This is a genomic window from Mesorhizobium sp. WSM4906, assembly GCF_029674625.1.
Lineage (GTDB): Bacteria > Pseudomonadota > Alphaproteobacteria > Rhizobiales > Rhizobiaceae > Mesorhizobium.
The window spans coordinates 2,904,206-2,923,868 of sequence record NZ_CP121355.1 but is presented as its reverse complement, the minus strand read 5'-3'; the positions used below and the strand labels follow the sequence as shown (position 1 = coordinate 2,923,868).

20 protein-coding genes are annotated in these 19,663 nt (G+C 60.8%); 9 read left to right on the top strand and 11 right to left on the bottom strand.

The features are described from left to right. Window positions 1-24 precede the first annotated feature (24 nt). Together QAZ22_RS13980 and QAZ22_RS13975 are read right to left on the bottom strand one after the other, a co-directional pair. Window positions 25-216, bottom strand: coding sequence for a hypothetical protein (locus tag QAZ22_RS13980; protein ID WP_278207347.1), 192 nt, complete (start codon window positions 214-216; stop codon window positions 25-27). A gap of 231 nt (window positions 217-447) precedes the next feature. Then, window positions 448-1,362, bottom strand: coding sequence for a LysR family transcriptional regulator (locus tag QAZ22_RS13975; RefSeq protein ID WP_278207346.1), 915 nt, complete (start codon window positions 1,360-1,362; stop codon window positions 448-450). A gap of 209 nt (window positions 1,363-1,571) precedes the next feature. On the opposite strand from QAZ22_RS13975, the gene QAZ22_RS13970 reads away from it, so the two are divergent. From QAZ22_RS13970 to pcaF, 9 genes are all read left to right on the top strand, one after another. Further along, a complete protein-coding gene (locus tag QAZ22_RS13970) occupies window positions 1,572-2,342 on the top strand; it encodes a 5-oxoprolinase subunit PxpA (RefSeq protein WP_278207345.1) in 771 nt (256 codons plus the stop codon). A gap of 14 nt (window positions 2,343-2,356) precedes the next feature. Next, window positions 2,357-2,599 carry an acetyl-CoA carboxylase gene (locus QAZ22_RS13965; protein WP_278207344.1) on the top strand — a complete coding sequence of 81 codons (243 nt, stop codon included), beginning with the start codon at window positions 2,357-2,359 and terminating at the stop codon, window positions 2,597-2,599. A 6-nt stretch (window positions 2,600-2,605) separates the two neighbouring features. Continuing rightward, window positions 2,606-3,979, top strand: coding sequence for an acetyl-CoA carboxylase biotin carboxylase subunit (locus tag QAZ22_RS13960; protein ID WP_278207343.1), 1,374 nt, complete (start codon window positions 2,606-2,608; stop codon window positions 3,977-3,979). 7 nt (window positions 3,980-3,986) lie between these two features. Continuing rightward, window positions 3,987-4,862: a carboxyltransferase domain-containing protein gene (locus QAZ22_RS13955; RefSeq protein WP_278207342.1), complete on the top strand. Its 876-nt coding sequence runs from the start codon at window positions 3,987-3,989 to the stop codon at window positions 4,860-4,862. After that, window positions 4,852-5,826, top strand: a complete 975-nt coding sequence (locus tag QAZ22_RS13950; RefSeq protein ID WP_278207341.1) for a biotin-dependent carboxyltransferase family protein — start codon at window positions 4,852-4,854, stop codon at window positions 5,824-5,826. The genes QAZ22_RS13955 and QAZ22_RS13950 overlap by 11 nt, the downstream gene beginning before the upstream one ends. Window positions 5,827-5,931: 105 nt before the next feature. After that, window positions 5,932-7,377 (top strand): aldehyde dehydrogenase, encoded by a 1,446-nt coding sequence (locus tag QAZ22_RS13945; RefSeq protein WP_278207838.1) that lies wholly within the window; start codon window positions 5,932-5,934, stop codon window positions 7,375-7,377. 111 nt (window positions 7,378-7,488) lie between these two features. Then, on the top strand, window positions 7,489-7,800 hold the full coding sequence (locus QAZ22_RS13940; RefSeq protein ID WP_278207340.1) for a DUF4286 family protein: 312 nt from the start codon (window positions 7,489-7,491) through the stop codon (window positions 7,798-7,800). 36 nt (window positions 7,801-7,836) lie between these two features. Continuing rightward, entirely contained in the window at window positions 7,837-8,835 is a 999-nt protein-coding gene (locus tag QAZ22_RS13935; RefSeq protein WP_278207339.1) for an NADPH:quinone oxidoreductase family protein, read from the top strand. A gap of 160 nt (window positions 8,836-8,995) precedes the next feature. Beyond that, window positions 8,996-10,201 carry a 3-oxoadipyl-CoA thiolase gene (pcaF, locus tag QAZ22_RS13930; protein WP_278207338.1) on the top strand — a complete coding sequence of 402 codons (1,206 nt, stop codon included), beginning with the start codon at window positions 8,996-8,998 and terminating at the stop codon, window positions 10,199-10,201. Between the two features lie 237 nt (window positions 10,202-10,438). On the opposite strand, the gene QAZ22_RS13925 is transcribed toward pcaF, so the two are convergent. Genes QAZ22_RS13925 through QAZ22_RS13885 form a run of 9 tightly spaced genes read right to left on the bottom strand, consistent with a single transcriptional unit; the run spans window position 10,439 to window position 19,663 of the window. Further along, a complete protein-coding gene (locus QAZ22_RS13925) occupies window positions 10,439-11,236 on the bottom strand; it encodes an SDR family oxidoreductase (protein ID WP_278207336.1) in 798 nt (265 codons plus the stop codon). Window positions 11,237-11,282: 46 nt separating this feature from the next. Beyond that, complete coding sequence (locus tag QAZ22_RS13920) at window positions 11,283-12,719, bottom strand: 3-hydroxyacyl-CoA dehydrogenase NAD-binding domain-containing protein (RefSeq protein WP_278207335.1); 1,437 nt, start codon at window positions 12,717-12,719, stop codon at window positions 11,283-11,285. 55 nt (window positions 12,720-12,774) lie between these two features. Then, window positions 12,775-13,902: a CaiB/BaiF CoA-transferase family protein gene (locus QAZ22_RS13915; protein ID WP_278207334.1), complete on the bottom strand. Its 1,128-nt coding sequence runs from the start codon at window positions 13,900-13,902 to the stop codon at window positions 12,775-12,777. After that, on the bottom strand, window positions 13,899-14,540 hold the full coding sequence (locus QAZ22_RS13910; RefSeq protein WP_278207333.1) for a 3-hydroxyacyl-CoA dehydrogenase family protein: 642 nt from the start codon (window positions 14,538-14,540) through the stop codon (window positions 13,899-13,901). Before QAZ22_RS13910 ends, QAZ22_RS13915 begins: the two co-directional genes overlap by 4 nt. Before the next feature lies 1 nt (window position 14,541). Further along, window positions 14,542-15,420: a 3-hydroxyacyl-CoA dehydrogenase family protein gene (locus QAZ22_RS13905; RefSeq protein ID WP_278207332.1), complete on the bottom strand. Its 879-nt coding sequence runs from the start codon at window positions 15,418-15,420 to the stop codon at window positions 14,542-14,544. Next, complete coding sequence (locus tag QAZ22_RS13900; protein ID WP_278207331.1) at window positions 15,417-16,583, bottom strand: acyl-CoA dehydrogenase family protein; 1,167 nt, start codon at window positions 16,581-16,583, stop codon at window positions 15,417-15,419. The genes QAZ22_RS13905 and QAZ22_RS13900 overlap by 4 nt, the downstream gene beginning before the upstream one ends. Then, complete coding sequence (locus QAZ22_RS13895) at window positions 16,583-17,290, bottom strand: SDR family oxidoreductase (RefSeq protein ID WP_278207330.1); 708 nt, start codon at window positions 17,288-17,290, stop codon at window positions 16,583-16,585. The genes QAZ22_RS13900 and QAZ22_RS13895 overlap by 1 nt, the downstream gene beginning before the upstream one ends. After that, window positions 17,283-18,050 (bottom strand): enoyl-CoA hydratase-related protein, encoded by a 768-nt coding sequence (locus tag QAZ22_RS13890; RefSeq protein WP_278207329.1) that lies wholly within the window; start codon window positions 18,048-18,050, stop codon window positions 17,283-17,285. The genes QAZ22_RS13895 and QAZ22_RS13890 overlap by 8 nt, the downstream gene beginning before the upstream one ends. Then, the gene (locus tag QAZ22_RS13885) at window positions 18,047-19,663 is read right to left on the bottom strand and encodes a class I adenylate-forming enzyme family protein (protein ID WP_278207328.1); all 1,617 of its coding nucleotides are present in this window, start codon (window positions 19,661-19,663) and stop codon (window positions 18,047-18,049) included. The genes QAZ22_RS13890 and QAZ22_RS13885 overlap by 4 nt, the downstream gene beginning before the upstream one ends.

Here is a 19,663-nt window from a genome sequence, read left to right as displayed (position 1 = left end):
AGGGCCAGTGCGTAACCGGCCGGATCAAACGTCAGCTTTGCTCCCGGCCGGCTGAGCTCTGAAAAGTCGGATCGCGGCACAGGCGCGTAAGACTTTGAGCACTTCCGCGAGAATGGACGGATAGAGCCCGCCGGCCAGCGCCTTGTCGGGCCCGAACAGAACACCAAGCCACGCCACGTCCGGCAGGAAGATCGCCAATTCCCCGATCAGCATCACGATGACGCTGTCGGTAGCCCGCTATGCCCACATAGCAGCTTCCCGACAGAGGATCTGATTTGAAAACGCTCACCGACGCAGCTCCATCCCTTGCGCTGGTCAGATGCTGCTGAAATTGGTGAGCAATGTAAAATTCAAAATAGTGAGGGAGCACTATCTGATCTTTTTATAATGAACCACTCAAACCAGGGCCGGACCCTCTCTCTCCTCAGTTTCCGAGCCGTCAATCCATCACTGCGGCAGCTGCGGGCTGCTGACTATTCGCTGAATGAACGTTGTGAACGTCTTTGCCGCCGGGCTGAGTTTGCGTTGTGTCGCCGTGACGATCGATACATCGAGCGTAGGCACATTGTTCTGCAGGTCACGGGTTTCCACCCGCTGGCCATCCAATGACCAACGGCGATAGATGATGTCGGACAGGATTGACACCCCGAGACCCGAGGCAACCATCGTCCGGATCGCCTCGACTGAATCAGTCCTGTAGACGACTTTTGGCTTCACAGGCTCCGTTTCCCAATAGCGAAGGGCATTGTCCCAGGCGTCGTCGACGGTCAGAGCGATGTAGGGCTCCTGCGCTACCTCTCCGAGGGTTACCGACTCCTTGGCGAGCAATGCATGGTTTGCGGAGAGCCAGAGCCTGCGGGATGATCTGTGCAGCAACTTATAGTTCAGCCCGCCATCCTGCTGCGCATCCTGGGTCATCGTGAGCGCAAGGTCGAAGCGGCCATCTAGGACGGCCTTTTCAGCAGCCTGTCTTGAAAGTTCCTCAAGAATCAACCTGACGTCCGGGTAGACATAGTGGAAGCGCGCCAGCAGGGGAGCCAGGAAATAACCTGTAACGATTGTCGTGGTACCGAGCCTCACCTCACCCGCTACTTCCCGCTCACCATCCCGTTGAAGGTGCAGTGCCTGCTCGACGGTTGCAATTATGTCCCGTCCCCGTCGCAAAAACTGCTCGCCATCACGCGTGAGCGTCACGCCAAGGGAAGTGCGGTTGAGGAGCGTTATCCCGATGAGATCCTCCAGTTGGCGGATCGCGGTCGTCACCGCCGACTGTGAAACGTTCAACTGGATAGCCGCCCGACTGACCTGACCGGTCTCCGCGGCGGCAATGAAATATCGGACCTGCTTCAGCGAAAAGGTCATGACAGCACCCTAGGATTATAAAAAAAACAGATGGAACATCATCATTATTAAATATTATCGCATCCTTTCCATATTGGCTATGGATTCCTGAGCCACCACGGCGTGGCCAGGAAACACGGGGCGTTCGGGAATTCCACGGGGCGTGCAATGGCCCCGGATGCACGTGGACCGAACGTGCCAATTGCCTACAGCGGAAGGGAGGGCCGTGGATGAGCGGTGGAAAATTCGATATCAATTGCGACCTTGGAGAAGGGTTCGGCAATTGGCGTCTGGCCGACGACAACGGCATAATGCCTCTCATCAGCACCGCCAATCTTGCTTGCGGCTTTCACGCCGGCGATCCGGTCATCATGCGCAATACCGTCAATCTGGCGCGCGAGTTCAACGTCGCCGTTGGTGCGCATCCAGGGCTTCCCGATTTGCTGGGTTTCGGGCGGCGCCCGATGGCCATCAGCCCGAATGACCTCCATGCCTATCTCGTCTACCAGATCGGGGCGCTGCAGGGCTTCCTCACCGAGGCCGGAGTAGCGATGAGCCACGTAAAACCCCATGGCGCCATGTTCTACGTTCTGCGTGACCGGGCACTTGCTGAAGCGGCCGTGGATGCCATCGCCGCCGTTGCACCCGGGCTTCCCATCATCCTGGCCGGCCCCACCGGGAAGGAAATCTTTTCCAGCACCGCGGTCGCGCGCGGCGTTCCGGTTTGGCCGGAGGCCTATCCCGACCTCGAATATGAAGACGACGGCTCTGTCATTGTCGAGAGGCACAAGAAACCGGTCGATGCCGACCTGGTCTACCGGCGCGTCGCCGAGATCATCACCCACAAGACACTCACAATACGCTCGGGCAAGGTTCTGCCGATGGACGTCGACAGCGTATGCGTTCACAGTGACGGGCCCAACGTGCTGGCGGTCATCAACGCCGCCCGGAAGGCGATAACGGATTGCGGACGAAGCCTCGGCAGCCTGGCAAGGATCTGAGTGGAGAAACCGAAATGACATTGACGACGGTGCCAGCGCCGATCCCGGGTGTCTTCTACCGGAGCGAGTCGCCGGACAAGCCGCCCTTCAAATCTGAAGGCGATGCCGTCAGCAAAGGCGATGTGGTGGGGCTGATCGAGGTCATGAAGACGTTCACGCAGATCGAGGCTGAAGAGTCGGGGCACTTTGTCCGTTACCTCGTCGATGATGAGGACGCGGTCATGCCTGGCCAGCCGCTCTATGAACTGGAGACGTAGCCGGCCATGGGAATCTCGAAAATACTCGTTGCCAACCGCGGCGAAATCGCGGTTCGTATCATCCGTGCAGCGCGTGAGATGGGGATCGCGACAGCTCAGGTGGTTAGCAAGGCCGATCATGAGATGCTTGCGGCGCGGTTAGCAGATGAAAAGATCGAGGTCGGGCCTGCCCAAGCCTCCAAATCCTACCTCAAGATAGATGCGATCATCGATGCGGCGCGCGCCGTCGGCGCCGACGCTATCCATCCCGGCTACGGATTTCTGTCGGAGAATGCGGACTTCGTCGACGCGGTCGAGGCGGCAGGGCTGACATTCATCGGGCCGCGGGCCGATACGATCCGCGCTATGGGCGACAAGGCTGCCGCCCGGGCTTCGGCGGCAGCGGCGGGCATCCGGACCGTCCCAGGAAGCGAGGGGCGCGTTGACGCCGCGGACGCCGCCGATCTAGCTGCCAAGCTTGGCCTGCCCCTGATGATCAAGGCGGCCGCCGGAGGTGGCGGCCGGGGGATACGGGTCGCCAATACGGTCGAGGAGCTCAAGCGTATGATGCCTCTGGCCAGCGCTGAAGCGCTTGCGGCCTTTGGCGATGGTGGCCTCTATGTCGAGCGCTTCATCGAACGCGCCCGTCATATCGAGGTCCAGATCCTGGGAGACGGGAAGGACGCTGTCCATGTCTTTGAGCGCGAGTGCTCCTTGCAGCGTCGACGCCAAAAGGTGTGGGAGGAAGCCCCTGCCGCTTGCCTGTCGCAGTCTGTGCGCGCCGAACTCTGCGCTTCGGCTGCGCGTCTTGCCAAACACGTGAACTACCGCGGCGCCGGCACCCTGGAATTTCTCTATGACGAGCTGACGGGCGAGTATTTCTTCATCGAGATGAACACACGCATCCAGGTGGAGCATCCCGTCACCGAGATGGTAACAGGCATCGATCTCGTGAAAGAGATGATCCGGATCGCTGCCGGCGAGCCACTGTCTGTCCAGCAAGACGTCATCGTGCTGTCCGGGCACGCCATTGAATGCCGCATCAACGCCGAGGATCCACACGCAGACTTCAGGCCGACACCCGGCAAGGTCGAGGAACTCCGGTTGCCCGAGATGTCGCATGTGCGTTTCGATACCGGGCTCTATCCGGGATACATTGTGCCGCCTTATTACGACTCTTTGCTCGGAAAACTCATCGTCTGGGGGGAGACGCGAGCAAAAGCGCTTGAGAAACTGCGTCAGGCACTCGCTGTGCTCGAGGTTGGCGGCATCGCGACCACGGCACCACTGCATCGCCGGCTGGCGCTCGACCCGGATGTCGGCGCGCTGCGCGTTCATACCGGCTGGCTTGAGCGATGGCTGGAAGACCGGCCACTAGAACCGGCTAAGCTGGCATCCTAGGACGATCTTGATGACGCGTTATTCATTTGGCGGGGACGAGCATCTGGTCGTCGAGGTGGACGAAGCAATGTCGCTGCGCGCCTTCTTGGCCGCCCTGTCAATCTGCAATGCTATCCGCGACAGTCAAATCCAAGGTGTCACGGAGATCTGCCCCTCCAACGCATCATTTCAACTTCGCTTTGATCCGGACCTCATCGCGGCCGAAGACCTTCTGGCAGAGGTGAAGAAAATCGAGGCATCGCTGTCAAACCGGGAACAGGCGTTAGGGACACGCGTTCTCGAAATTCCCGTATTTTACGATGACCCCTGGACACGTGAGGTCATGGCGAGATTCAGCGACCGCCGCCAAGACCCTGAAATGACCGATCTCGAATACGTGGCACACATAAACGGCCTGTCCGGCCCAGTCGACTATGTCGCCAGACATTCGGGTTCGCCCTGGATGGTCACGATGGTTGGCTTCGGTGCCGGCAGCCCGTTCATGTTCCAGATGGTGGAGCAAGACCAACAACTCCAAGTCCCGAAATATGTGCGCCCGCGCACGGACACGCCGAAACAATGCGTATCCCAGGGCGGCTGCTTCACCGGGATTTACCCGGTGCGCGGTGCCGGCGGTTACCAGATGCTCGGCGTTACACCGCTGCCGATCTACGATCCGACGCAGACGACGAGCTATCTACAGGAGTTCATGATCCTGTTTCGCCCCGGCGACATCGTGCGAATGCGCCCTATCGGCCGCAATGAGTATGACGACCTCGCGGAGCAAGTGAAGACCGGAGATTTTCAGCTGCGCCAGACGCCAGCCTCATTCTCGCTCGACGACTTCGAGCGAGACATCAAGGCGTTTAACCAGCAAATGCTGGAGGCAATCGATGGACATTGAAGTCATCAAGCCTGGCCTTCTCACCACCATCCAGGACCTCGGCCGTCCCGGCTACTATCATCTCGGCATCCCGATCTCTGGCGCCATGGACCGCCATGCCTTGCGGGCGGCCAATCTTCTGGTCGGAAATGATGAAGGCGACGCAGCGTTGGAGGCTGTCTTCACGGGGCCGGAGCTGACCTTTACCGACCATAGGATCATCGCGGTTACGGGAGCCGATTTGCCTCCAAAAGTCGACGGAGAATCCCGGCCCACATGGGCGGCATTCGAGGTCGAACCGGGTCAGACCTTGTCTTTCGGGTTTCTCAAGCGAGGCGCCAGGGCATATATTGCCATTTCGGGTGGATTTGAAGTGCCGCTGCTGCTGGGCAGCCGATCGACCTATGTGCATGGCCAGTTCGGCGGCCTGGACGGGCGGCCTCTCAAAAGTGGCGACCGCTTGCCCGCCGGAGCGCGCAAGCGACAGTCGGGGAGCCGGTTGCGAGTAGCGGATGAAATGCGGCGCACCATGCCTGCGGATGTGGTATTGCGCGTGCTTCCCGGACTCTATAACCATCGCCTCACGCCCGTTGCCGAACAGCGTTTCTATGATGACACATGGGCGGTGGCGCCTGACGCTGATCGCGTCGGCTACCGGTTTCGAGGCGGGTCACCATTGGAGTTCAAGGCGCGAGAACAGCCATTCGGCGCTGGCGCCGATCCGTCCAACATTGTCGATGCCTGCTATCCTTACGGCTCAATCCAGGTTCCCGCCGGCACCGAACCGATCGTATTGCACCGTGATGCCGTGTCAGGCGGCGGCTATTTCACGCTCGGCACCGTCATCGCGGCCGACATGGACCTGATTGGCCAGTTGCAACCCCATCAGAAAATACGCTTCGCTCCGGTCGACATGCCCACCGCCCTCGCGGCTCGGCGACACGAGGCAGACCGCCTCGATCGTCTGCGACGAGGATATGGCTAAGGCCTATCGCCTGATCTGACCTGAATATCAACGCTTGATGTGGCGTCCGCTGGGACGCCCGAAGGAGGACCTATGGGCTTCGAAGCTAAGATTGAGAGCTACGGCATGCGCATCGGGGGTGCGGATGTGATGCATGACAAATACGTTGACACCGTCAATCCCTACACGGGCCGGGCGTGGGCCCGAGTGCCAGATGGCGATGCATCGCATGTCGACGCCGCCGTGAAGGCGGCCCGTGACGCCTTCGAGACCGGACCCTGGAGCATGATAACCGCGACCCAGCGCGGTCACCTCCTGCGCAAGCTTGGCGATATCGTCGCCCGGGATGCGGAAGCGTTCGCGCGCATGGAAACGGCAGACAATGGCAAGCTCTATCGCGAGATGCTTGGACAATGGCGCTACCTGCCGGAATACTTCTATTATTTCGCGGGTATGGCGGACAAGCTTGCTGGGAGCGTGCTCGCCTCGGATCGCCAGAACTTCCACCTGTTCACACGCCAGGAGCCAGTGGGCGTTGTCGGCGCCATCACAGCGTGGAACTCGCCCGGAATGCTGCTCATCATGAAACTCGCAGCCGGGCTCGCAGCCGGCTGCACCTTTGTCGTCAAGCCATCCGAATACACGCCGATCTCGACCATTGAACTTGCCAAGCGTGCCGACGAAGCAGGCTTCCCGCCCGGCGTGTTCAACGTCGTCACTGGCGGTGGCGTGGTAGGCGCGGCACTAGTCAACCACCCGGGCATAGACAAGATCGCATTCACGGGCGGTACAGAGACCGGCAAGCGCATCGCTGCCAGCGCCGCGGCTAATCTGACGCGGGTCTCCCTTGAGCTCGGCGGCAAATCTCCGAACATTGTGTTTGAGGACGCGGACCTCGATGTCGCGGTAAACGGTGCGATTGCCGGCATATTCGGCGCCAGTGGCCAATCTTGCTCCGCCGGCTCTCGCCTGCTGCTCCAAGAGAGCATCCATGACTCCTTTCTAGAGAAGCTGATTCAACAGACCCGGACAATTCGTCTGGGCGATCCGATGGACGCTGAAACCCAGATGGGGCCGATCGCGAATGAGCCGCAGTATCGGAAGGTTCTGTCCTCAATCGAGATGGCAAAGCAAGAGGGCGCGCGACTGGTCGAAGGCGGCGAGGCTGTCACCGATATCGGCTCCTATTTCGTGAAGCCAACCATATTCGCCGATGTCACCAACGACATGCGTATCGCGCAGGAGGAGGTTTTTGGACCGATCCTCAGCGTCATCCGCTTCAAGACGGAGGAGGAGGCGATCGCGATCGCCAACGACACGCGGTTTGGTCTGGCAGCCGCAGTTTGGACCAAGAATGTGCATCGCGCTCACCGCGTATCAGCCAAGTTGCGTGCCGGCACAGTATGGATAAACGCCTACCGCGTCGTCAGCTACATGGCTCCCTTTGGCGGGTTTGGCGAAAGCGGGCTGGGACGTGAAAACGGGCCCGACGCGATGCGGGAGTTCACGGAAACCAAGACGGTGTTTGTGGAGCTCAGCGGCCAGCCGAGAGATCCCTTCAAACTCGGTTGAGGTTTGTTGGCCTCTGAGTAGCTGGGAGCGGTGCGTCGCCTATCTCGCAAACCGTGAGGTGTGCCACGTGACCAACTTGCCAGACAGGGTCTTGAAGAAAGGAGTGGTGGAATGAGCGACTACGTGTATCTGGCGCAGCTGTCCGTGCCTGAAGAGTTTGATCGGCGGTTCAATGATTTCTACGACAATCGCTATCTGCCCCAGCTCCTGAAACTGCCCGGCGTTAGAGCGGTGAGCCGCTATCGCCTGGAGTGGACCGATGGCGAGAAGGCACCAGAATATCTCGCCATCTATGAAGTCGATTCGCCGGACGTCCCCAAATCGCCAGCCTGGCTCGAGGCCTCGGTCAAATCGAGTTGGGCGGAGACGATCCGCCCTCACCTCTCGGTCCGCCGCCACGCCATGTTCCGCCGACTACGCTAAGGCCGTCGACAACCCTTGCCAGCAGGAGACGTTACCATGAAAGCAGTTTGGGTAACTGAATTTGCGCCGTTCGAGCAGGTCCGCGTCGCAGACGTCCCCGATCCCGTTGCAGGCCCGGGCGAGGTCGTCATTGAGGTGCAAGCTGCGGAAGCGAATTATCCCGACATTCTGGCCATTGAGGGCAGATACCAGATCAAGCCACCCCTGCCATTCTCTCCCGGGAAATGCGCCGCTGGTGTCGTCTCTTCCATCGGGGCGGGCGTGGCATCGCTGAGCGTCGGTCAAAGGGTCGCGGCACAGACCGAATATGGCGCCTATGCTCAGAAATTGCGGGTCCGCGAGGAAAGTTGCTTCGTGCTGCCCGAAGGCATGCCCTTCGCCAAGGCCGCTTCTCTCGGCCTGGTCTACCAAACCGCCTGGTTTGCCTTGCAGGACCGGGCTTCATTCAAGGCAGGCGAAAGCGTGCTGGTTCTTGGGGGATCTGGCGGCATCGGCGTTGCCAGCATCCAGCTGGCCAAGGCACTGGGGGCATCGACTGTCATCGCTGGTATCATCGGGCCAGGCAACGATGCGATTGCGCGACAAGCCGGGGCTGACGCGGTTATCAACCTCTGCGCATCCAATCTACAGGACGCATTGCGCGATCAGGTCAAAGAGCTGACGGGCGGAAATGGAGTCGACATCGTCATTGATCCGGTGGGCGGAGACTCGAATGCCGCAGCTTTGCGGTCGCTGGCCTGGTGCGGGCGCTTGGTCATTATTGGCTTCGCCAGCGGCACGATTCCGACGATCAAAGCCAACTATCTGCTGGTGAAGAACATCGCCGTCACCGGCTTGCAATGGTCCGACTATCGCGAACGGACCCCAGAGCGGGTGAAAGAGGCTCAGGAGCAGATTTCCTCGCTATTTATGGCAGGCAAGATTGATCCCATCATCAGTCGAGAGTTCGCGCTGGAGGAATTCGCCGAAGGACTAAGGCTGCTGCGCGACGGCAAGGCGCAGGGCAAGATCGTCCTCAATATTGGATCAGAATGACGTGCAAACGCAGGTCACCAAGGAATTGTCTGGTCTCGCTACATCCGGACGTTACGCGTCAGCAGGTGCAAAACCCTTGCGATATTCAATCGTAGAATTTGCCGAAGCGCCTGACGATACGCCGGCGCCGACGAGAACCGCCAAAGGGAAAGCCGCATAAATGACCGACGCCTTCATCTGCGATTACATTCGCACACCGATCGGTCGTTTCGGCGGCGCGCTGTCCTTGGTGCGCGCCGACGATCTCGCTGCCGTACCGCTGAAAGCCTTGGTCGAGCGCAACCCGGGCGTCGACTGGGCGGCGATCGACGACGTGGTCTATGGCTGCGCCAACCAGGCCGGCGAGGACAACCGCAACGTGGCGCGCATGGCGCTGCTGCTCGCGGGCCTTCCCCAGGACATCCCGGGCTCGACCGTGAATAGGCTGTGCGGCTCCGGTATGGACGCAGTCACCATCGCTGCGCGCGCCATCAGGGCCGGCGAGGCCGAGCTGATGATCGCCGGCGGTGTCGAGTCGATGAGCCGTGCGCCTTTCGTCATGCCGAAGGCCGACAGCGCCTTCTCGCGTAATGCGGAGATCTACGACACCACTATCGGCTGGCGCTTCGTCAACCCGCTGATGAAGAAGCAGTACGGCGTCGATTCCATGCCGGAGACCGGCGAGAACGTCGCCGAGGATTTTTCGATTTCACGCGCCGACCAGGACGCCTTTGCCGTGCGCAGCCAGCACAAGGCCGTCGCCGCGCAAGCCAACGGCCGGCTGTCTAGGGAGATCACGCCGGTGACCATCCCGCAGAAGAAAGGTGACCCTGTCGTCGTGGCGAAGGACGAGCATCCCCGCGCCGGCACGACCATCGAGGCGCTGGCCAAATTGCCGACGCCGTTTCGCCAAGGCGGGACGGTGACGGCGGGCAACGCCTCCGGCGTCAATGACGGCGCGGCCGCCCTCATCGTGGCTTCGGAAGCGGCAGCGAAGAAACATGGCCTGACGCCGATCGCCCGCATCCTCGGCGGCGCAGTCGCAGGCGTCGCGCCGCGCATCATGGGCATCGGTCCGGCGCCTGCCACGAAGAAACTCTGCGCCCGCCTCGGCCTGAGGCCCGAGCAATTCGACGTCGTCGAATTGAACGAAGCCTTCGCCTCGCAAGGCGTCGCCGTGCTGCGTGAGCTCGGCATCGCCGAAGATGCTGCGCACGTCAATCCAAATGGCGGGGCGATCGCGCTCGGCCATCCGCTCGGCATGTCCGGCGCGCGCATCACCGGCACGGCAGCGCTGGAGCTTCGCGAGCGCGGCGGCAAGCTTGCTTTGGCCACCATGTGCATCGGCGTCGGCCAGGGTATTGCCATCGCGCTGGAGCGAATTTAATTACGCCCCTTGGGCGGGGTGATGCGGCCCAGTACGGCTCGCCTTGCGCATACAGCAGGACCGTGTTCACAAAAGCATGACTCGCACTCAACACGAGGGCGAGTGACCATCGTCTTCTCCAGTTAACGCGCGCTCCCGACTTCCTTCGCAAGGCCAGAACGAATGCTCCCGGCGGAATGATCCCGTCCGCAGCGCGGCCGAAAAATGCACTCGGCCCGCGACACCATAGATCGCCATCTAGTGCTGCGACGAACTGGCAGCTAACGCATCGCGCAGGCGGTTGCGCAACCAGAGACCGCCAGCTGCAGAATAACCGCCGTCAATGGCGATTTCGGCTCCGGTGATGTAACTGGCCTCATCGCTAGCGAGGAAGAGCACAAGTTGGGCGCATTCCAACGGCGTGCCCTGGCGCTGCATCGGCACGCTTAGCCGGCCAGATTCAGCGTGACCCGGTGACCCTTCGCGGTAGAAGCTTGTATCGACAATCTGGCCAGGATGAATGGAGTTGACTCGAATGTTCCATTCGACGAACTCCACCGACGCCGACTTAGTGAGACCGCGGAGGCCCCATTTGCTCGCCGTATAGGCGGCGTCATAGTGAGCGCCAAGTCCGGCCGTCGAGGACACGTTGATGATAGCGCCTCCGCCAGAGTCGCGCATGGCAGGCGCGCAATGCTTCATGCCCAGCATCGCGCCTGTCAGATTAACATCGATCGTCCTGTTCCAATTGGCGAGCTCGGTGTTTGCAATTCCTTGCCGGCTGATGGTGCCGGCGTTGTTGACCAGGACATGAAGGGCGCCAAATGTTTGCCGTGCTTTCTCGACCGCAGAGACCCAATCAGCCTCGATGGTCACGTCCTGTTTGCACCATATCGCCCGCGATCCAGCCTTCTCTACCTTGGCTGCAATAGCAGCGACCCTGCTCGAATCGACATCGCTCAGAACCAGCGATGCCCCTTCCCGAGCAAACAGCTCGGCTTCGGCTGCTCCCTGCCCACCGCCGGCGCCGGTGATGAAAATAACCTTGCCGTTCATTCGCGTCATCTGCCCCACCTCACCGCTTTAGGAAAAATGTCAGTCGTCACGCCGACAAAAGCTCGTCGGCCAGGCATGCTCGCCTGAGGCCAAGTGACGGCCGGTATCGAGTGTCGCCTGTGCGCTCAAGAACAGCTTCGAGGACCTGAAGCACCGCGTTCAGGCCAATGCGCTGTCCCCAGGCGATCGGGCCGACCGGATAGTTGACACCAAGGCGCATGGCCATATCGATGGCATCAGGCGTTGCGACCTTGTGCATGGCTGCCTCATAGGCCTCGTTCACCAGCATCGCGACAACCCGCATCACGACAAGTCCGGGGTGATCACTCAGGCAGGAGACCGCTAGCCCGTCTTCCTGGAGTGCCTTGATCACGCGTTGCAGCAGCGCGGCCGGTAGATCCGGCGAGGCGGAGATACCGATCCTCCCGCTGCTGCCGGCATCAAGGGCGAGGTCGTGCAGGATGACCGGCTCGCCAAGGGTTCGCGCGACCTCGGCTGCCATACGCCCATCCGTGCGCTGGAAGCGTACACCTTCGATGCGCTCCGCGAACCGGCGGCCGGCCGTAGCCACCACGGTGGAATCGGCGCCGGGCCGATCGCTACCAGACCGAACACCGTCGGAATAATTGTAAAAGCCGCGCCCGGTCTTGCGACCGAGCCAACCGGCTTCGACCAGTTCCTTTTGCAGCAGGGAAGGCCGATAGCGCGGATCCCCGTAGTAAGCCTCGAAAACAGAACAGGTGACGGCATAGTTGACATCCTGTCCGATGAGATCCATCAGCGCGAAAGGCCCCATGCGGAAGCCACCGCTCTCCACCATCAAAGTGTCAATCGTCGAGACGTCTGCCACACCCTCCTCGAGGATGCGCAGGGCCTCGCCATAGAAAGGTCGGGCGATGCGGTTGACGATGAAGCCGGGGGTCGATCGGCAAAGGACCGCCGCTTTACCCCATGCCTGGGCGGTGTCGAAAATGGTGGTGGCGACCTCGGGCAATGTTGCCGGCCCCTTGACGACCTCCACGAGTTTCATCACCGGCGCAGGATTGAAGAAATGCATGCCTGCAAAGCGTTGGGGGCTTGCGAGGCCGGCCGCAATGGCGGGGATCGACAGGGACGACGTATTAGTGACGAGGATGGAGCTTGTCTCCAGCTTGTCCTCAACCGCGGCAAAAAGCGATCGCTTTGCCGCGAGGTCCTCGTTGATTGCTTCAACGCACAATTTGGCGCCGGCCAGTCCGTCCAAACCCTCAGCCGGCGTGATGCGGCCAAGAACATTTCGGCGCTCGTCGTCGCCAAGCCGCCCCTTTGACACGAGACCGGCAAGGCTGTCTTCTATGCGCTTGAGGCCGCGTGCCGCTGCGCCCTCGATTGCATCGTAGATGATGACCGGATGTCCAGCCGTCGCTGCCACCTGAGCTATACCGGAACCCATCGCGCCGGTACCGACCACGGCGACAAGTGAATCTTGCGACAGAGCGCTCATTTTGCGTTGTCCTGTTGTTGATTTTGCGCAGGTAAGTCCGGTTCGCAAAACCGCCTCATCGCCCCGATCCGTTTGGTTCCGCCCCGAACCCGCCGAGGATTGGGGCTGCCAGAGGCTCACCTGCATCGCCACGGAATCCGGCGTTGATTGGCACAGGCAGGGCCTTCAGTGTCTGGCCGGCTTCGTTCGTCACGAGATGGCTGAAAACCCCGCGGGCGGCAAAGTGAGGATCGGCTAGTGCTTCCTTGAGAGTCGCGACAATCGAGCAACAACAGTCGCGACCAGCGAAACTCTCTCGCCAGTGCTGCGAGGGACGCGATGAGATGATCGTCGTGACCTGGCGGACAGTCTCGGACGGATCGATCGTGTCGTCGCGATAGCGCTGCTGCAAATCGATCAGATCACAAAAATGATCCCAGAATTTCTGTTCGATCGGCGCCGCGGCAACGAACCGGCCATCTTGCGTGGGATAGAGGCGATAGCGGGGGGTGCCGCCCGTTACCAGATCGGTGCCGTTGCCGGGCCATTTCTGCGTGACCAGGCCACTGCCCATCGCCCAGTACATGAAAGTGAACAGATTGTCGGTCATCGCGATATCGAGATGGCGGCCTTTGCCCGTCGCGCGACGCTCCTCTAGAGCCAGCAGAATATTGATCACCGCAGGGTAGGCGCCACCCGCGATGTCAGCAACCAGCGCCGGCGGAAGGACCGGCATCTGTGGTGTTCCCATCGAGAGCGAAAGCAGGCCTGTGTCGCCAATATAGTTCAGATCATGCCCAGCCACGTCGCGCTTGGGGCCGCTTTGTCCGTAACCGGTTATCGAGCAATAGATAACCCTCGGATTGGTCTTCGCGACTGTCGCGTAATCCAATCCCAACCGCTGCATGACACCGGGCCGGAACTGCTCCAGGACAATGTCGGCGCTCTCCAACAACGGCGCTAACACGGCGCGGTCTCTGTCCCGCTTCAAATCCAGGGCAAGACTTTTCTTGCCTCGGTTCAGCATGGCGAAATTGACGCTGTCCCGCCCCCATCGCGGCTCGTAGCCACGCATATCTTCGCCTGTCCCCGGGCGCTCGATCTTGACGACGTCGGCGCCGGCCTCGGCCAACAACAGCGAAGCAAGCGGACCAGGCAGCAGCGTCGAGAAGTCGAGTACGCGCAGTCCCTGTAGTGGTCTCAATCGCCTGCCTCCCTGCGCTGGGCAGCGACAACGGCACGGCGCGCTGGCGCGAAAGCCGGGGTGCCATAGGTTTCAAATAAGGCCCTGCAGACGTCGTGATGATAGGCAAGACCGCCGCGCACCGTGCGTTCAATCGGTCCATCGGGATAGCCGAGGCCAAGGCGACAGGTCAGATCGATATCCTTCTGGCTGGCAAGGCCTTCATCGAGCAGCCGCAGCGCCGCGTTGTATTTTGGCCGGACCAATCGATCGATGATGCGCCCTGCCTGGTCGCTGCAAATGATCACGGCGAACTCGGCCGATTCCAGCAAGGCGCGCGCAGCAGTCACGGCTTGGGGGGAAGTCTTGGGCTGCGTGACGAGTTCGATGAGGGAGGAAGGCGCGTCCGCCCCATTCCGATAGCGCGCGAAACCGAGGATGTTGGAGCCCTCTTCTCCCGCCGCTTCGCCTGTATGGAAGCCTAGGCTTTCAAGGCCGAGCTCTACAAGGATAGCGGACTTCGAGCTATCGCTTTGCAGCTTGGTCCCCGATAGGTAGATCACCGCCTCTGCGTCCGGGTCGGCAACCGCCGCCGCCAGGAAGGGGTCGTCGTCGGGGAACGATGGACTGGTGCCTTTCTTTACCAGTGTGTAGCGCATCTCAAGCTCCGAACATCTTATCGCCGGCATAGCTGAAGAACCCTCTTCCCGACTTCCGCCCGAGCAGGCCTGCGGCAACCATCCGCCGCAGAAGTGGCGGCGCCGCTGCTCGTGCGTCGAGCGTTATGGGATAGAAGGCTTCCGACAGCCTTATCTGCGTGTCGAGGCCGATCAAGTCGAGCAACTCCAGCGGCCCCATCTTGTAACCGAGGCCCGCTTTGATCGCCTTGTCGATGTCTGCCGGCGATGCAACGCCGGCTTCCACGGCCCGGATGGCGTCGTTGTTGAATGGCACCAGGAGTGCGTTGAGGATGAAGCCCGGCTTGTCTTGGGTTCTGACCGGGATCTGGCCGCAGGCCTCCGTCCAATCCCAGGCAGCAGCGAAGGTCTCGGTCGAAGTCAGCAGGCCCGGCGACATCTCGATGAGCTTCATCAACTGTGCCGGTAGGCAAAAATGCATACCGACCACCCGTTCCGGATGCTTGGAACCAGCAGCAATCTCGGTGATGGACAAGGTCGAGGTGTTTGATGCGAAAATTGTTTGCGGCCCGCATGCGCTGTCGAGCGCTCCAAGCAGCTGGCGCTTAGTCTCCAGGTCCTCGAATACCGCCTCTATGACCAGGTCGCATTCACCCAGAACATCAAGCGCGGTGGTCGAGCGCATGTTGTCGAGTATGGCAGTCCGCTCCGCAGTCGTCATCTTGCCTCGTTCCACGGACTTGCCGAAGAATGTGGCCGTGCTCTGCCTTGACCGGTCGAGTGCCTCGGCCGACCTGTCGAAGCAAATGGTGCGGAAGCCCGCCCGCGCTGCCACGATCGCGATGCCAGCCCCCATGGTGCCGCCCGCGCCACACACCCCTACTGTCTTTATGTTGCTCATTTGGCGATGAGACTCCTGCCGATCAATTGACGATGCAGTTGATTGGTGCCCTCCCAGATCTGCGTGATCTTGGCGTCGCGCATCAGGCGCTCCACGCGGTAATCCTTGCAATAGCCGTAGCCGCCGTGCATTTGGACCGCTTCGGTGCTGAGACGCATGGCAAGGTCGGAGGCTCGCATTTTCGCCATGGAGGCCTCGAGCCCAAAGTCGACCTCTCCGTCATCGATCAGCCGGCCGACATAATCGAGCCACAGCTCTGTCATTGCGAGTTCCGTTGATAGGTCGGCGAAGGTGAATTGGTTGCCCTGAAATTCGAGCAAGGCGTGGCCGAATTGGCGTCGCTGGTTCGAGTATGCGACCGCATCGGAGAACGCTGCACGGGCAATGCCTAGCGCGTGCGCCGCGATGCTGGGACGCGACTTGTTAAGTGAAGCAAGCAGGATGCGAAGCCCATCCCCGGGGTTGCCTATGAGATTTGCGTGTGGAACCCGGCATTCGTGAAATGCGATCGCAGCCGTCGACGAACCGCGATGCCCCATCTTGTCTTCGAGCCGCACGACCTCAAAGCCTGGCGTTCCCTTCTCAAACACCAGAACCGAGATGGCTGCACGGGCATCGTCGATCTCACTCCATTTGCCGAACAGCAGAATGAGGTCGGCGACATCGCCATTGGTGATGAAAAGCTTGTTGCCATCGACGACGATCTCGTCACCGTCAGGCCGGAAGCGCGTCTTCATGCCCGTGGCATCCGAACCGGCACTGTTTTCGGTGATCGCCAGCGCGCCGATACCACCTTCCGCGATGCGTGGCAGCAGCCTCGCTTTCTGTTCTTCGCTGCCGAAGTCCACCAGAGGTTTCATGCCGTGGAAGTTCGTTGCGTAGATAATGCCAGTCGACGCGCAAGCCTCCGCAATAGTCTTCACGACTTCGAGGTAGAGTCGGTATGACATCGGCGAGCCGCCATAGGCTTCCGGAACGAAGATCGCGTTCAGGCCAAGGGCGTTCAGCGCAGCGAGGTTTTCGGCCGGAAACTCGCCCGTCCGGTCATGGTGTTCGGCGCTTGGGCCAATCAATTCCTGGCAAAGCCGCCGCACCTGGTCGAGAACCATGCGCTCGTCTGACGACCAGCCGCGCCGGCGCTCAAGTTGATCCAGAAACTTCATTACAGATTGATCCCTTGCATACCGTCCAGATAGATCGTCTCGCCGCTCAAAAAGCCGATGTTTTCGGTAAATAGCGCGCCGACCAGCCTGGCCACTTCATCCGGCTTGCCGGTCCGTCCGACCGGTACGCGCTTGCCGATCCAGGCCCGGATCTTGTCCTTGGCAAGGAACTCGCGGTTGAGATCGGTCTCGATATATCCAGGGGCAATATTGATGACCCGCACCCCGTCCTTGGCCCATTCCGCCGCGAGGCAACGGGTGATCGCGCCGACCGCCGCTTTCGAGGCGCAGTAAGCGACGTTCTCTGCCACGGCGAGCTTGTCGTAAAAGGAGCCGATATTGACGACTAGCGACGTCTCGGCACGGACCAGATGGCGGTAGGCTTGCTGGCAGACGGCGAGCACCGAGGTCGCATTGAGGCGCATGGTGCTTTCAAAGTCTTCGACCGGCAAGTCCGCGCTCGGGGTTGATGCGTGCGCTCCGGCGCAGTTCACAACGCCAGTGATGTATCCTCTGGCCGCCACCGCGTTCACTGCGGCCGCAATCGAATGCTGATCGGAGACGTCGCATGCGAGCCCATAACCGGCAGGCACTTCGCCGGAGCGTGAAAGACCGGCCACAATGAAGCCACGCCGATCGAGGTCTGTAGCGATGGCGGCGCCAATGCCCTTGCTCGCGCCCGTGACGATAATCTGCTGCTCAGGCATCTCGAAACTCCGGCTTGCGCTTCTCCAGGAAGGCAGCCATGCCCTCCTCGGAATCACGAGTCTGATAGGCGAGGGTTGACAGATCGGCCTCGATCTTGAGCCCCACCTGGATCGGATTGTCGAGCGCCCTTGCGACTGCGGATCGCGCCAACCGCAGCGCTACCAGGCCATGCCGCATGAATGCCCCTGCGAATTCGATAGCCGCTGCGACTGGCTCCCCATCAGCCACACGGTTGACGAGGCCGATCTGAAAGGCTTCCACGGCATCGACCATGCGCCCCGTCAAAATGAGTTCCATGGCGCGCGCCTCACCAACCAGCCTCGGCAAGCGCTGGGTCCCCCCATAGCCCGGGATCAGGCCAAGCTTGATCTCGGGCAACGACAGACGCGCCGTCCGCGCGGCGATGCGGAAGGTGCATGCCATGGCGAGCTCCAGCCCGCCGCCGAATGCATAACCCTTAATTGCGGCGATCGAGGGCACAGGAAAATGTGAAAGTCTCTCGAACACCGCCTGACCAAGCTCTGCGCCGCGCTGCTGTTCGGTCTGGCTACGCCCGCGTAACTCTTCAATGTCGGCTCCTGCGCAGAACGCCTTTTCACCGGCACCTGTAACGACCAGGGCGCGCACAGGCATGCTTGCGGCTTGGTCCAACACGGCGTCCAACTCTGCGATCAGCGAGAATGACAGCGCGTTCAGCTTCCCCGGGCGATCTAGCGTCACGATGGCGCAATCGTCCTTCCGATCAAGGGTGACACTCATGCTGGCGTCCTCGCCTGGTAGCGAATAGCTATCGGGGCGATCTCGCCGCGCTTGACCTGTTCGACCAGTTCGCGTTTGAGCACCTTGCCGCTTGGGGTCAGAGGCAACTCGCTCAGCCTGATGAAGTATTCCGGCATGTCGAACCTAGACAGACCTTCGCGGGCCAGGTGTTCGAGTAGCTCACCCGCATCGACCGTACCGATCACGGCGATGCAGACCTTTTCGCCGAGCCGGACGTCGGCAACGGGGAAACACGCAACCCGATCGACCTGAGCATGGCGCAGTGCAATGGCCTCTATATGCGCCGGGTAGATGTTATGGCCGCCACGAATGATGACGTCCTTGATGCGGCCCTCTATGCGCAGATTGCCCTTCTCATCGAGGATGCCGAGGTCTCCCGACATAAACCAGCCGTCACGGTTGAAGCTACCTTCAGTCGCCGTCTGGTTATCGAAATAGCCAAGCATGAGCGAAGCCCCTTTGCCGCCGATCTGACCGATCTGGCCGGCAGGCAGAGCTACATCCTGATCGGCTGCATCGAAGATCTGCACCCGATAAGCGTTACCCCCTCGTCCGCAGGTGTTGACGATCGTTAGCTCATCATCGTCCGGATGCGTGTATTGATGAGATGAATTCTCGGTCATGCCGTAGACGTTTTGTGCCTTGACCCCCTGCGCCAGGAAAGCGCTCGCCACGGAAGGCGGGATTGGAGATCCAGCCATATAGAACGTCGCCACACTTCCAAGCCGTGGCAGACCCCGTTGCTGCTGCTCTGCCAGGATGTCCATCGCGTGCGTAGGCACCCCAAGCACATAGGTGGCGCCGGTCTTCAGAATCCAGTCAAGGCGGCTCATACCCTCTGGCGGGTCATCGGTGACAAAACGCCCGCCGGTCAAAAGCCACTGGGATACTGCCACCCAGGCAATGTGATGCGAGAGCGGAGCCAATACCATGACAACCGTCTCTGACCCTTGGCCCCAGTCGCGCACGAGTTCGCGCGCATTCGCCAACAGCGTGTTGTCGGAATGCATGACGCATTTGGGTGCCCCTGTGGTGCCGGATGTAAATGCAAGGTAGACGACCTTGTCTGGATCGCGGGACGGTTCCGACAAATTCGGGGCGGCAACCGGCAGGCTTTTCGGCGTGTATACGATCTTCAGCGATCGCACACCGGCGAGTAACTGATCGAACTTTGCCGTCGCTCGGTCCGCGCCCCACCCTTCTTCCGTTAACAAGGCGCGCGCGGAGAGCCGATTGAGAAGTCCTGCGACTTCCGCGCAGGTATAGGTACGATGAAGCGAAGGATTGCAGGCAAAGCCCTCGCGCGCGCAGGCCAGGAATAGTATGACGGCCTCAATCTTGTTGGACATCCAGATCGAGACGCGATCACCGGGTACAAGGCCGTAGATCCTCAGATCCGCAGCGACCCCATCGACACGCCCCAATAGCTCTGCCCACGACAGCACGGAACGGCCGTCTTGCAGGGCCGCATCGTCGGGTCGCCTTCGAGCGTTGCGCTGGAGCAGCGAATAGAACGTGTCCGGCTGCCAAAGCCCTGCATCGTAATAATCGCGCGCCACCGTAGGATGGTGCAGCGTCAGATATGGGCGCAT